At 37.9% G+C, this 12603-nt stretch carries 14 protein-coding genes; 1 reads left to right on the top strand and 13 read right to left on the bottom strand.

Features of this window, described 5'->3' with window-relative positions; genetic code table 11:
- Nucleotides 1-9 precede the first annotated feature (9 nt).
- From RIB54_RS06535 to hemN, 13 genes are all read right to left on the bottom strand, one after another.
- Nucleotides 10-1146 carry a hypothetical protein gene (locus RIB54_RS06535; protein ID WP_350099887.1) on the bottom strand — a complete coding sequence of 379 codons (1137 nt, stop codon included), beginning with the start codon at nt 1144-1146 and terminating at the stop codon, nt 10-12.
- The gene (locus RIB54_RS06540) at nt 1147-1929 is read right to left on the bottom strand and encodes an ABC transporter permease (protein ID WP_350065457.1); all 783 of its coding nucleotides are present in this window, start codon (nt 1927-1929) and stop codon (nt 1147-1149) included.
- Entirely contained in the window at nt 1926-2624 is a 699-nt protein-coding gene (locus tag RIB54_RS06545) for an ABC transporter ATP-binding protein (RefSeq protein ID WP_350099889.1), read from the bottom strand. Before RIB54_RS06545 ends, RIB54_RS06540 begins: the two co-directional genes overlap by 4 nt.
- Nucleotides 2621-3907: a nitrous oxide reductase family maturation protein NosD gene (locus tag RIB54_RS06550; RefSeq protein WP_350099891.1), complete on the bottom strand. Its 1287-nt coding sequence runs from the start codon at nt 3905-3907 to the stop codon at nt 2621-2623. The genes RIB54_RS06545 and RIB54_RS06550 overlap by 4 nt, the downstream gene beginning before the upstream one ends.
- A gap of 3 nt (nt 3908-3910) precedes the next feature.
- Nucleotides 3911-4357 carry a nitrous oxide reductase accessory protein NosL gene (locus RIB54_RS06555; protein ID WP_350099893.1) on the bottom strand — a complete coding sequence of 149 codons (447 nt, stop codon included), beginning with the start codon at nt 4355-4357 and terminating at the stop codon, nt 3911-3913.
- A 6-nt stretch (nt 4358-4363) separates the two neighbouring features.
- A complete protein-coding gene (locus RIB54_RS06560; protein WP_350099895.1) occupies nt 4364-4978 on the bottom strand; it encodes a hypothetical protein in 615 nt (204 codons plus the stop codon).
- Between the two features lie 84 nt (nt 4979-5062).
- On the bottom strand, nt 5063-7027 hold the full coding sequence (nosZ, locus tag RIB54_RS06565; RefSeq protein ID WP_350099896.1) for a Sec-dependent nitrous-oxide reductase: 1965 nt from the start codon (nt 7025-7027) through the stop codon (nt 5063-5065).
- A 27-nt stretch (nt 7028-7054) separates the two neighbouring features.
- A complete protein-coding gene (locus RIB54_RS06570; RefSeq protein WP_350099898.1) occupies nt 7055-7627 on the bottom strand; it encodes a fasciclin domain-containing protein in 573 nt (190 codons plus the stop codon).
- Nucleotides 7628-7651: 24 nt separating this feature from the next.
- Nucleotides 7652-8131 carry a c-type cytochrome gene (locus RIB54_RS06575; protein WP_350099900.1) on the bottom strand — a complete coding sequence of 160 codons (480 nt, stop codon included), beginning with the start codon at nt 8129-8131 and terminating at the stop codon, nt 7652-7654.
- 90 nt (nt 8132-8221) lie between these two features.
- Complete coding sequence (gene ric, locus RIB54_RS06580) at nt 8222-8920, bottom strand: iron-sulfur cluster repair di-iron protein (RefSeq protein WP_350099902.1); 699 nt, start codon at nt 8918-8920, stop codon at nt 8222-8224.
- Between the two features lie 96 nt (nt 8921-9016).
- Complete coding sequence (locus RIB54_RS06585; protein ID WP_350099904.1) at nt 9017-9610, bottom strand: Crp/Fnr family transcriptional regulator; 594 nt, start codon at nt 9608-9610, stop codon at nt 9017-9019.
- Nucleotides 9611-9685: 75 nt separating this feature from the next.
- Nucleotides 9686-10525 (bottom strand): universal stress protein, encoded by an 840-nt coding sequence (locus tag RIB54_RS06590; RefSeq protein ID WP_350064708.1) that lies wholly within the window; start codon nt 10523-10525, stop codon nt 9686-9688.
- A 20-nt stretch (nt 10526-10545) separates the two neighbouring features.
- Nucleotides 10546-11913 (bottom strand): oxygen-independent coproporphyrinogen III oxidase, encoded by a 1368-nt coding sequence (hemN, locus tag RIB54_RS06595; RefSeq protein ID WP_350099906.1) that lies wholly within the window; start codon nt 11911-11913, stop codon nt 10546-10548.
- A 146-nt stretch (nt 11914-12059) separates the two neighbouring features.
- Between hemN and RIB54_RS06600 the strand changes: the two genes are divergently transcribed.
- Entirely contained in the window at nt 12060-12602 is a 543-nt protein-coding gene (locus RIB54_RS06600) for a DUF4136 domain-containing protein (protein ID WP_350064712.1), read from the top strand.
- Nucleotide 12603: the final 1 nt, after the last annotated feature.

The raw sequence follows: 12603 nt of genomic DNA on the forward strand, positions 1-12603 counted from the left end.
TTAGAAGCCCTACCAAGAAACCAGCCTTCTCACTGACAGGGTAATCATTCCTAAAACAATTAGACAAGCACTGAGAAACAGGTTCAGAAAATAGGGCTGAACTATACGCAATGGGCTAAAGATTAAAATCAAAATCATAGTAATCGAACCAAGATTAAATAGCCAGAAACCAACTTTGGAAAGTGCACTCTTATTTATAAAAGACGCTTTAAAAAAAAGTATGATTAACAGGTTGGTAATAACTCCTAAAAATATCAGATGCAAGTAACCAATAACAGCATTATGAGACTGAATAAAATCTGCAGATAAAGCCGGAAATACGACTGTCAATTGTGCGAGACACTTTATGATGAAGAAAACAAGCCCTGTTACAATTGCCGACCTCATGAACGCACTTTCATGAGAAAGTGCTTTTGATAAAGCTTTTGCCAACCACACAGAACCTATAACCTGAGCTATTGCTGCTGCCCCACCAATAAGCCGATAAATCAAGTTTGATTCAATGAGCTCAACGGAAAGAAACAATAAAGGAATGGTTGACCATGCCAATAATAAAAGCAGTGGTCTTTCATTCAACTTTGGATTGAAGTACTTAACGAGTAAACCTATGATGGTTGTTATAAACCAACCGTTGTATTGAAAATGCAGGTAATGCTGCAATGAATATTGGTACAAAAAACTATCTCTCAAATCCAGTATCATGATTGGAGCTAGCATAAGTGGCCCTATGTTAGAAATAAGCATATAAAAGCCTCCGATTTTAACCCACCTCATTCCACGGTCGGAATCATTTAACCTATTAATAACAGAAAAGTAAAACCAAACAGATATAAAAATATGAGTTGTACTAAAAGCGATGGACATAGCTCCATATCCTTGTAAAGGGAATGATATCATCATTCCTACAATGGATATTTGAAAAAGGTAGAATTGCCATTTTATGGACGTTGAGTTTGATATAGAATTATGGATGATGAGAACAAAAAGAGCATTAAACACCCAGCCTAAAAAAGCGACATGCGAATGAGCGTGCTTTAAATATTGGAAGATAAATCCAGTGGCACCCAGAAATGAATATCTTAACAGTAACCCGATAACGCCTACCAAAACAAGGTAGATCAACGCAATTTTTGACCAGGTCTTCACTTAAAAATCCTTTCGTTTAGATTTTTGAATCATCATTATCACAGGAACTCCTACCCAAAGCAGCAGAATTAACATGGAAATTACAAAACCAGTGCTAGTGCCAAAAAATTTCTGAAACAAAGCACCTGTATATCCCAAAAGCGCAGAAATATCCAGTTTTAATAAAATCATGATTCTAGACAAATCGATTGGATTAAAGAAACTGGCTGCAAGGGCCAGATTATCTAAGGGGTAATCACGGAACATGACCATAGCAATTAAGAGAGCACCATCGTAGATAACCGCTAAAAAGAGCCACATGAGTATCGCATAACCAAACCCCTTTATTTTGTTTGAATTATATAGGCCAATAAGAACAGAAAGTGCAACAAAAATAAAGGTTAAAAAGGCTCCAGAGACGAGAAGCATGATAAAGTTAAAAATTTCTGCTGATTGAAATAAACCATAAACTAAAAACGGTATACCCAGGCCTATGACCAAACTGAGGCTTAATGAAAGTGCAATACCCAGGTATTGACCAAAGAAGATTTTTGAACGGCTAACAGGTTGGGCAAGTAGTAGTTCTGTAAACTCCCGGGAGTTATAAAAGTACATGATACCAAATATGGTTCCTATAAGCGGGGTGAGCACCACTATAAGGTTCATCAGGGTGATTATAGCCTTGGAAATGTCATTGTTGAGAAATAGTAGTACAAACCCTAGTATAAGGTAAAAGGCCAGATAAATGTAGCTCCATTTGCTACGCATCAGGTCCGAAAAGCTGTATTTTAAGATTTTTATCATGACTGTAGTAGTGATGCAATAGCGTGTTCCAAATCTCTCTCTTTTGTTTTTTCCTTCAACTCATTAAGAGAGCCATGAAAATGGATCTCACCTTCAAGCAGGAAAATAATCTGATCTGCCAATTCTTCCACCAGGTTCATAATGTGTGATGTAATGAGTATGATTTTTCCTTGCTGTTTGGCATTGGCAATCAACTCCTTCAGTTTTATCAACGATACAGGATCTAAACCAGCAGTAGGTTCATCAAGTATCAATACAGAAGTATCGAACATAAATGTGAGTACAATATTTACCTTTTGCCTCGTTCCGCCTGATAGGTTACCGAGTTTTTTATCTAAAAAGGGTTTTAAACCAAATAATTCAACCAAAGGCTCTGGCTGTGCAGGCACCTGGCGGATGTCAATGATCATGTAAATTAATTCACTCACCGTGATATTATCAGGAAACCGTGCTATCTGAGGTAGATACCCTAATTTTTTTCGGTAATCATGTGATGTGGATATATCCACTTGATCGAAAAAAACTGTTCCTTTATCTGGCAAAACCATTCCAAGAATAGTTTTCAGAAAGGTGGTTTTCCCAGAACCATTTGGGCCTAGTATGGCATAGATCCCCCCCTTGTCTAAATTAAAGGTAAGGTCATCTAAAACGGTTAGGTTACCAAAAGATTTTCTAAGGTTTTTTACTGCTATCATTGAAAAGTACGGATTGAAGGTGTTGCATCTACTAGTTTGTCGGGTGTAAAAACAGGTGATACTTTCTCAGAGAAATTTATGATGTCTACGAAAAGGCTGCGAAGCAAAATAATAGTTTCGGGTGTTTGATTTACAATATAGGAGAACAATTTAACTGGCCGGTAAGGCACATCTCCTTTGCCATCTTTGTCAAGGTCGTATCCGGTATAATCACTCCAAAAGTTATTGTTAAACGTGTTGTCGTTAAGCTGGGAATTATAAGACAGGTCAAAGGAATTGCCTATAAAATTGTTCTCTTTGAATTCATTTGTATAACAACCTCCGGAAACTTTTATAGCCCATCCATTTTGCCGTAGCGTATTTCTGGAAAAAGTCATTCTTGTTGACCCATCTATGTAAATTCCAATAGTATTTTCTTCAAATTTATTTCCTTCTACCTCTCCATCGTATATTTCTTTGAGCAGCAAGCCATAAGAGGCGGTGCCCCAATTTTTGTAAAAATGATTGCGTTTCATCACAATCCATTTTGAGAACATGACCGCCACACCGGCTCCATTTTGCTCAAACTTATTATCTGTATAGGAATCATGGTTTGAGAACATGAAGTGTAGGCCGTAGCGTACGTTATGATGCGTGTAGTTATTATTTACCTGACTATTATCTACAAACTCCAAATAGATCCCATCCCTCATTCCAGTTACTACATTTTCTGTAATACTCATGCCGTCACAATGCCACAAATGGATGCCATTACCGGACTGTGATTCTTTCTTGGCTGTACCTATCACTTCATTGCCGGAAACAACTCCCTTACTTGATTTTTCAATCAATATCCCGAAAAAGGCTTTGGAAATTTTATTATTAATAATCTTTACATAAGATGCTCTGTAAACATAAATAGCCGCATAGTCCTTGGTGTAACTGCGGCCAGAATTAAGTATAGAAAAGCCGGAAACAGTGATGCTATCTGACAGAAGTTTGAGTACATAATTATTAGCTCCACCATTGAGCGTGGCACCTGGTTCACCTAGCAAGGTAATCGGTTTCGTAATCTCAAGGTTAATGGTTTCATACTCACCAGACTTTACCCTAACCGTGTCATGTGGCTGGGCCATGTGTACAGCTCTTGTTACAGTAGATACTTCGCAGCTTTCACAGACCGTAATTGTTGATGCATACACAAAGCAAACACTAAGTAGACTGATGATAAAAAGACTAAAACACTTTTTACCGAATTGATTAGTTAACATATTCTGTTTTACACGCATCAGCTTTAAAGCCATTTATTAATGACGATGTTGTTGACTAAATTTTTGCTTTAGCTCCTGCCAATTAAAAGTATCACCACCTGATCCTTCCTGTGTTAGAACTAATTCATTATTATCTGAAAAAGCAGAAAGAAACGCACCCATTGGGCTAGGTATTTCATTACTGATCAGGTAGTTGGCATTTTCTGCTTCAATCAGTTCGCCTGGGTTAGTATAATCAGCTACTAAAATTAGGTCTGCTTCCGGACGATCCCATTCTTTAAGGTCATTCACCATACATTCAATAGCATCGTACTTATAGTTTCTACCTTTCACAGTCACAATTTGAGCAGCGTGTTGCTTGTCAACAATTGTCATTCGGCAGAAATCACAGGCATCCTGACTGTAGGTTATGGGTTGTGGCCCATTATTGCATGCACTTATAAGAAGGGCAAAGAATGAAGTACTATATAGTATTAGTCTCATAGCTGTTTAATTTAAATTAGCAGTAGTTTTTCTGCCCAGAAAGTATCCAATTAAAGAAAACAACATACCGATTCCAAGCAAAATGCCACCCAGCCTTGGATAGGAGAATGCATCAAAATTGAGTAGTTTTTTATGACCAATCAGTGGGGGGTTGTATTTCATTGGAGTTCCGTCAGGGTTTACTAATTTCAAAATAGCATTTGGATCGAGATCAGTTCCGTATTCAACCAGCCATAGGTTAAAATCATAAATACCTAATGTTCCTAAAATACCCATTACAATGAACCAAATTAAGAACCAGGTGGATGATATTTTGCCTATAAAGCCTAAAATGCCAATAAGAATGCCAATAGCTGCCATTGACAAAACCACCTTAGGAAATACAGAGAACTCCCACATGTCTGCCGGTTTTGGCAGAGTTTTCATTCCAATGTAATGATTCAATCCATCGATGTTTTGGATGTCGAATTCACTTTCTCCTTGAAGCCCGTTGATATGAATATCAATACCAAGAGGCTCTGGATACTGTGGGGCGCCTAGCCTTATATTCCAGAGAGGAAAGACGAACAGCCCTAACAACAAGGCACTACCGATAATCATCAATATACTTGCCTTTTTCATTTTGATAGTATTTTGGAATTTAAAAATATATTAGATGGAAATAAGAGCAGGCTTAATCGACCTACTCCTATTTCCTATTAGGTATTACTCATCTAAAGACCAGCTCAACTGTATACTGGAGTTTGCCGGAGACACGCGAACATACCCTTGCATTTCCTGGTGCAGTGCAGAGCAGAAATCTGTGCAGTAGAATGGCCATACACCCACCTTCTTAGGTTCCCAAAGAGAGGTTTTTGTTTGGCCAGGCATTACCAAAATTTCTGAGGTTCCCTGTCCGATCATGGAGAATCCGTGTGGTACATCAAAGTCTTGTTCATGATTGGTAATATGGAAGTACACCTTATCGCCTACTTTGATACCTTCAATGTTATCAGGAGTAAAGTGACTTCGGATGGTAGACATGTAAATATGCACCTCATTGCCGTCTCTTTCTACTTTGGCTTCAGCCGGGCTTTTTATACTGTATGGGTGTTTGTTTTCATCCAATCTGTAAATTTTCTTGGAGTTATTTACTATCAGCTCCGCATCGCATCCGGCTGCATAATGTGGCTCACCATGGGTAGGAAAATCATACAGCAATTGCATTTTCTCACCTGAGATATCATAGATCTGTGCGGAATGTTCCATTTCTGGGCCAGTAGGCAGATAACGGTCTTTTGTGATCTTATTCATGGCTACCAAGTATTTACCATGAGGTTTTCTTGAGTTTCCACCAGGAATCATCAGGTGGCCTACAGAGTAGAAAGTAGGCTGTCTATCCACAACTTCCCAGGTTTCCAATTTCCATTTTACCACTTCAGAAGAAATAAAGAAAGTAGTATAGGCATTACCTTTGCCATCAAATTCAGTATGCAATGGCCCTAAACCACCACTTTGTACAGTTCCGGCTACAACATCCTCATATTTCAAAATTGGAATACCATAAGCATCACCATCAAAGTTTTCAGCTTCAATGGCTGCCAACATTTTGTCAAATGAGTGAACGGTGATATCGGCTGATAATTTACCAGCACCAATAATGAACTGACCAGATGGATCAACATCACATCCGTGTGGTGATTTTGGTGTAGGCAAGAAGTAGATAGCTCCCGGAATTTCAGAAGGGTCAACAGTTAATACTTCCTTCTTCATTGTTGAAGTTGCCGTATGCGTTGACTCATCATAAACATTGTGTGCATAGTTAGTAGGCATTTTTTTACCTCCGCCATTATTCACATACTCTTCTATTTTCTTCCAATTTACAGCGGCTATAAAATCCTTGTCGTTTTGTGAAGCATTTACTTCTAGCAATGTGTTAGCTTCTTCTGTATTATAAGTTGAAAAGAAGAACCAACCATGAGATTTGCCTCTACCTGGGTGCGACAAATCATAGTTAAAACCAGGCATGAGCAGTTGAAATTTGATGTCCATATGGCCATGCTCAGGTTCTACAGCTATAAATGTTAATGCCCCTTTGAAATTGCTTTTATACTCCTTTATTGGCATGTCCCTTTGTGGTACGGGTACAGCAAATCGTGTTCCTGCCACAACATATTCAGTGTTCTCAGTAATAAATGATGAACTGTGATTTCCAGCGCTATTCGGCACCTCAATAATCTCCTCAGTCTCAAATGTGGTTAAACTGATTCTTGCTATTCGTGGTGTATTATTACCATTAGCAAAAATCCATCTTCCGTCTAATTCTCCATTGGTTTGCGATATGTCCGGGTGGTGCAAATCATCCCAGGGGATGAAACCAAATGAAGTATTTAGCATAGGTTTGGTTTCTTCAGAATAACCATAACCTGAAGTTGGAAATTGGGAAAAAACAGGTATTTCTTTAAACAATCTACCAGATGGCAAACCGTAAACAGTTAAGTTACCACTGTAACCCCCTGATAAAAAGGCATATTGCTCATCCCGTTCTCCCGGGGCTACGTAAACTTTTTCAGCTATGTTGCTGCTTAATGCTCCATTAGAGGAGCCATTGCCACCTCCTTGATTACACGAAAAGGCAATAAATACCAATCCTGCCATCAGCAAACTATGTATTTTAATTAGTTTTTTCATTTTATGTTAGGTTTATTGATTGATTAATTAGTTAGGTAATATCACCTTGTTAACAACATGAATAACTCCATTAGATGCGGGGATAGTAGCCACAATTTCTGCTCCTCCAACCGTTATTTTATCACCATCTACCACCACTTCCAGATAATCACCAGTAGCCATGTATAGTTTTCTTCCTTTAGTGGCCTCCCTGTTTAGAGCCTCTATGTCGTATTTACCAGGTGCTGCATGGCGAGTTAATATGGTGGCTAACTGAGATTTGTTTTCCTGCTTTAATAGATTGTCAACAGTTCCTTCAGGTAGTGCATTAAATGCGTCATTTGATGGAGCAAAAACCGTTAATGGGCCAGCATTCACCAGCACATGCTCTATTTGTGCAGCTTGTACAGCAGCCACCAGGGTTGTGTGTGCTTCGGAGCCTGCTGCAACCTGCAAAATATTCTTTTCGGATACGTTATCCACCACAGAAGCCTGGCCCAATGGGTGACTGGTTGTTTCTACTGCTGTTTCTTCGGCAGGCTGACCTTGCTTAGAGGAGCACATAAACATTAGTGCCGCAAGCAAACAAAGTCCAATAGGATATAAGATTTGGTTTTTCATTTTATATATGGTTTTGATATACATTTATAAAGTCCTGAAATACTCCAGTACCTTTCTTGCCTCTTCTTCAGATAGGTTTTGATTGGCCATAGGAGAACCATTGGCTTCAATCAATAGCTGTTTAGCTATTGCATCTTTGGTTGTCATCTCTTCAGGATTAAGAATCATATTCATAATCCATTCTGGCGTTCTTCTTTCCAAAATCCCTTTAGGTGCAGGCCCAATAAACTTCTTATCCGGTTTATGACATGCCGTGCATTTTTCTTCAAATATTATCTTACCACCTGCAACCATTTCTTGATCAACTTCTGCCAGCGTAATTGAGCTAACAGGGCCGATTCCCCTATTCTCTTTCCAGTTCTTCATTGCATCCTCAGGACTGGCTAATGTGGCGGATTCTGAGGCGTGTTTTGCAGGTGGTAATTTTGTTTTCTCACCACCACCGCAAGCAAATGCAAATGCAGTAAAAAAAACTATTGAAATTTTAATTATCGAATTTTTCATTTTAGTATAATTTTATCTTGTATCGGTTCAGTATTCTTCTTTTTTTTAGATAAGCGATAAATCATCTCCTATCATTATTCAGATCAATTTTTAAGCGTTTTCGAGCTCAATGGCCTTTGGAAAAAGGATATTGTTTTCTAAATGGATATGCTTGAACAAATCACTTTCAAACTCTTCAAGTAGTCTATAAAATGCCCTATAAGTGGTACAAGCATCCTCAGGCAATCGGTAGTTGTTTGTTAATGCCCTTATACTCTTTAAAATATCGCCAGCACTGTCATGTTCATGAAGCATTACCTCAATAGGACTACGAACACTGTCAATCGGCAAGGTTAGTAGTGAGGAGTCCCCTAACATTTGACGGATATAGGGAAATAAAATAACCTCTTCCTTATTTAAATGAGGCATCAAGTCATTTTCCAGCTCATTAAGGAGAACCCTTATTTCCAAAAGTTCACTGTACTTTACTCCATGAACTTTCGCTACTTTATCAGAATAACTTATTAGTACTGGTAGAGACTCTCTTACATATGAATGATGCTTGCTTTCAATATGGTCAATAAGCTGGTCAAGTGTCATGTTTGATTCATTCTGAACCAAGTTTTGACTTTCAATTCTTTGAAGCTCATCTACAACTGCATCTAGACTGACTTGTTTCATGTCACAGGAATTCCGGAGGGATACTCCTCCTCCACAGCAGAAGTCAATTCCATATTTCATAAAGACATCTGCGTACTTATAATTGGAAACCACGAGGTCTCCAACTTTTACATCTTCAATGTTTTTCATATTACTATTGCTTTGATTCTTGATCAAAATTCGGGATCAAAGAATAGTTCTCTTATGACTTAGATCATACGCATGAAGAAATTAAGGAAGGCGGTGTTATTTTAATACTACCTTATGGTCTTGAATGTTTAGCTCATCTTTTTGAGATAGCTGTTTGATGGTTTTTATAACTGTTTCAACCCTAAGACCTGTCATATCTGCTATTTGTTGTCTTGTAAACGGCACTTCAAAGGGCTCTTGTTCACAACCGTATTTATTTCTAAGGTATTTCAAAACGGTCTGTATCCTATGAGCTGCAGGATAAGATGAGATTTCATTGAGTATAATACCTTTATACCTTAGCCTTTTCGATAAAACGCGGTTAAAATTCTTATGTATTTCGAAATTATTTTCAAGCAGTTTAAAAAAATCATCAGATCTCATTTTGGCAATTGATGTATCCTTAATGGTTACTGCGCTACATGGGTAAGTAAATTCTCCAAAGAGTGCGGGCTCCCCAAAACTCATCCCATTATTAAAAATCCCCTGTATAAACTCTTGCCCATCCTCATTATAATGAGCCATTTTTACTTCGCCATGTATTACCTGAAAATAATAATATGCAGGTTTGCCCTGATTAAAAATGATGGTATCCTTCGGTAGATTTACTATTCTGGCATTATATTCTTCTAACAGGTTCTGGGGAATCATAACACTTTAGTTTTTTTACCAAGCCATGTTCTTTGGCTTCTGATTTATGACAGGATACCTTTCAATAATTTATGACTAGTGATCATTAATGCATGACCAAAACAGCGTTGGGTTATCAAGGAATATCCGCTCTGTTATAAAGTAATTTTTGACATCGGCAGACTTATCAATCAAGCTATGAGTAGGCATGGCTATCATTTTAGCATCTATTGTCTTGTAATAATGTAAAATACCTTGCTCAACAGTCTCACTATTGGTTATTTTGAATACATAATTTTTGAGGTCGTGAAGTTGGTTAAACTTCAAAAATTGCTTTTCAAGCTCCTCGTCTGATTTCCAGTTGTCTTTTGTATTTACCTTTAGAACATGGAGTTTAGCTCCAAAAACCTCCTGAATCTTTTTCAATTCAGTAAGAATAAAGGGTTGAGAGTATCCCAAATCAGTGGCATAAACAATGTCTTTAACATCTGCTGCCACAACATCTCCCCTCACAGTAAGTATGGGACACACTGAATATCTCAATAATCTTTCCATGGAAGAACCACCTAACATTTCATCCATTTTCTTGTAAGATTTGGCTCCCAAAACAACCAACCCGATGTTTTCTTCTTTGATATACTTTAATATTTCTAGACCTGGCTGGCCATAAGCTAATTCAATATCAATATTTATTCCCTGATCGAAAGCTTTAAAAGAAAGGTCTTTCATTTTTTGCAGAACGGTTTCCTTTACACTCTCAGTAAACACCGATCTGGCCTGCAAATCGAGCCCTGCATAATTTGGAATATTGACGACATGGAAAAGTACAAGTTTTGACTTCCATTTAACCGCAATATCAATTGCTGCCTTCAATGCCTTGTTAGCATAGTCGCTAAAATTGACAGGCACTAGTATAGTATTTTTTGTAAATCTCATTTTATTAAATTTTTGATATCTCAAATCGCCTGACTAAACATAGGTTTGCCTTCACTGCCTTGATGGTTACTTAATCTCCGATCAAATACAAGGCAAATATTCCTTAGGAAGGCCATCCCTAATTCCGTGACCCTAAACCCTCCCTGATACAGTTTTATCAGTCCTTCAGCATGCATTGCGTTTAGCTGAATAAGAATATTTAAATCCAGTGTATCTACATAATCATTCCATAGCAACTCACCATTACAGCTTATCTCCAATATTTGCTTTCTAACCTTTAAATCTTCTTTGGTTAGCACATGCCCCTTTATTACTGCCACGCCACCATCATTAATCATATCGCAGTAGTCTTCAACTTTTTTTGCGTTTTGTGCATAAGCATATTTGGCATCACTCACTGCCGAAGCACCCAACCCTATAAGCAAATCGGTTCTCACGTGGGTATAACCCATAAAATTACGATGCATGCTTTTATTTTGATAGGCTTTGTAAAGTAGGTCAGCAGGAAGGGCAAAGTGATCCATACCAATATCAGTATAGCCATGTTCCAATAAACGATCCTTACCTACCTCATATAGCTTTCTTTTGAAATCATTATTGGGCAAATCTGCCTCCGTGTAGGCTCTTTGCCCAGGGCGTTTCCACGGCACGTGGGCATAGCTATAAAATGCGATCCTCTCTGGTTTTAAAGAAATTACCGCGTCTATGGTCTCAATCACACTTTCTTCCGTCTGGAAAGGAAGACCGTAGATCAAATCAAAATTAATCGATTCAAACCCTATCCTTCTGGCATTGTCAGTGGCAAGTTTTACATTTTCAAATGGCTGCACTCGATTTATGGTTTGCTGAACTTTTAAATTCAAATCCTGAACCCCATAGCTCACACGTCTTGCCCCTGCGTTATAAAGTGCCTCAAGGTGTTCAAAAGTAGTGTTGTTAGGATGTCCCTCAAATGAACATAGAAATTGAGGGTGTAAAATAGATTTTGAATAGATACCATTTAAAAGCTTCGAGAGATTCTCTGGACTGAAAAATGTAGGGGTTCCGCCCCCCAAATGCAGGTCCCTAATGACTGGTTTCTTTTCAAAGGTATTGCAATACATCTCCCACTCTTTAAGAAGGATGTTGATATAATTCTCCTCAATAGAATGGTTTTTTGTGATTCGGGTATTGCAAGCACAGTAGGTGCATAGACTTTCACAGAATGGCAGATGAATATATAAGGTTATGCCTTCAGTTGCGTTTGTTTCATCAAAGGTTTGTTTCACATAGCTTAACCAGCTACTCGTACTGAATTTTCCTTCTTCCCAAAAAGGCACAGTGGGGTAGCTAGTATATCTAGGTACTGGCACATTATATTTGTTTATAAGGGACTCCGGAATATTCATAAAATACAGTCTTTAATCATTTGTCATTAGAATTCTATACTTCAAAGATGAGAAGATCAAAACCATGAAAAACTGACGTAAATCAGCTCTCCATTTGATAGTTCTCAAACTCGATATTTTATTAAAGGGTTAGTTTTAAATAAAAAATGAAACGCCTATTTATCATTTCCTTTGTTTTACTACTTAGCTGTGCTGAATTAAAAATGCATAGTAGTAAAGATCCAAATGCAGATTTTAGCAAATACTCCACCTGGTGCTGGATGAATGGATGCACACCAACCTTTGAAGGGCCTGACTATATATATTCTAAAGAAGCCATTGATGAGATGGTTAACCTCATAGCTGTGGAGATGCAAAACAAAGGATATATTCAGGGCGATGACAAATCTGACCTTCTGGTTGATTTCAAAATAGTGTTGGAAGAAGATTCTGCAATAGCTGCCATTGTGCATGAAGAAGCGCTACCATTATGGGAGCATTATCAAGAAAGAGACAACTACTATCACTTTCTTAAAGGAACATTGATCCTTGATATTGCTGATCGTGAAAAAGGCCAAATTATTTGGAGGTCAGTCACCAGAAAATACCTACCTAAATATCCTACAATGAATACACTAGATGCGAAAAAAGGTGTTGAAAAAGCATTAAAGGACTTTCCTGAAAGAAAAGTAAAGGATTTACCTGAGTAAA

It is taken from the genome of Fulvivirga sp., from assembly GCF_040218215.1.
Taxonomy (GTDB): Bacteria; Bacteroidota; Bacteroidia; order Cytophagales; family Cyclobacteriaceae; genus Fulvivirga.

Excerpts from the sequence above, each read along its gene's own strand:
- ric (WP_350099902.1), bottom strand. The coding sequence starts at position 8,920 with ATGAAAAACATTGAAGATGTAAAAGTTGGAGACCTCGTGGTTTCCAAT.
- RIB54_RS06560 (WP_350099895.1), bottom strand. The coding sequence starts at position 4,978 with ATGAAAAAGGCAAGTATATTGATGATTATCGGTAGTGCCTTGTTGTTA.
- RIB54_RS06585 (WP_350099904.1), bottom strand. The coding sequence starts at position 9,610 with ATGATTCCCCAGAACCTGTTAGAAGAATATAATGCCAGAATAGTAAAT.
- RIB54_RS06545 (WP_350099889.1), bottom strand. The coding sequence starts at position 2,624 with ATGATAGCAGTAAAAAACCTTAGAAAATCTTTTGGTAACCTAACCGTT.
- RIB54_RS06575 (WP_350099900.1), bottom strand. The coding sequence starts at position 8,131 with ATGAAAAATTCGATAATTAAAATTTCAATAGTTTTTTTTACTGCATTT.
- nosZ (WP_350099896.1), bottom strand. The coding sequence starts at position 7,027 with ATGAAAAAACTAATTAAAATACATAGTTTGCTGATGGCAGGATTGGTA.
- RIB54_RS06600 (WP_350064712.1), top strand. The coding sequence starts at position 12,060 with ATGAAACGCCTATTTATCATTTCCTTTGTTTTACTACTTAGCTGTGCT.
- RIB54_RS06570 (WP_350099898.1), bottom strand. The coding sequence starts at position 7,627 with ATGAAAAACCAAATCTTATATCCTATTGGACTTTGTTTGCTTGCGGCA.
- RIB54_RS06555 (WP_350099893.1), bottom strand. The coding sequence starts at position 4,357 with ATGAGACTAATACTATATAGTACTTCATTCTTTGCCCTTCTTATAAGT.
- RIB54_RS06540 (WP_350065457.1), bottom strand. The coding sequence starts at position 1,929 with ATGATAAAAATCTTAAAATACAGCTTTTCGGACCTGATGCGTAGCAAA.
- hemN (WP_350099906.1), bottom strand. The coding sequence starts at position 11,913 with ATGAATATTCCGGAGTCCCTTATAAACAAATATAATGTGCCAGTACCT.
- RIB54_RS06590 (WP_350064708.1), bottom strand. The coding sequence starts at position 10,525 with ATGAGATTTACAAAAAATACTATACTAGTGCCTGTCAATTTTAGCGAC.
- RIB54_RS06550 (WP_350099891.1), bottom strand. The coding sequence starts at position 3,907 with ATGGCTTTAAAGCTGATGCGTGTAAAACAGAATATGTTAACTAATCAA.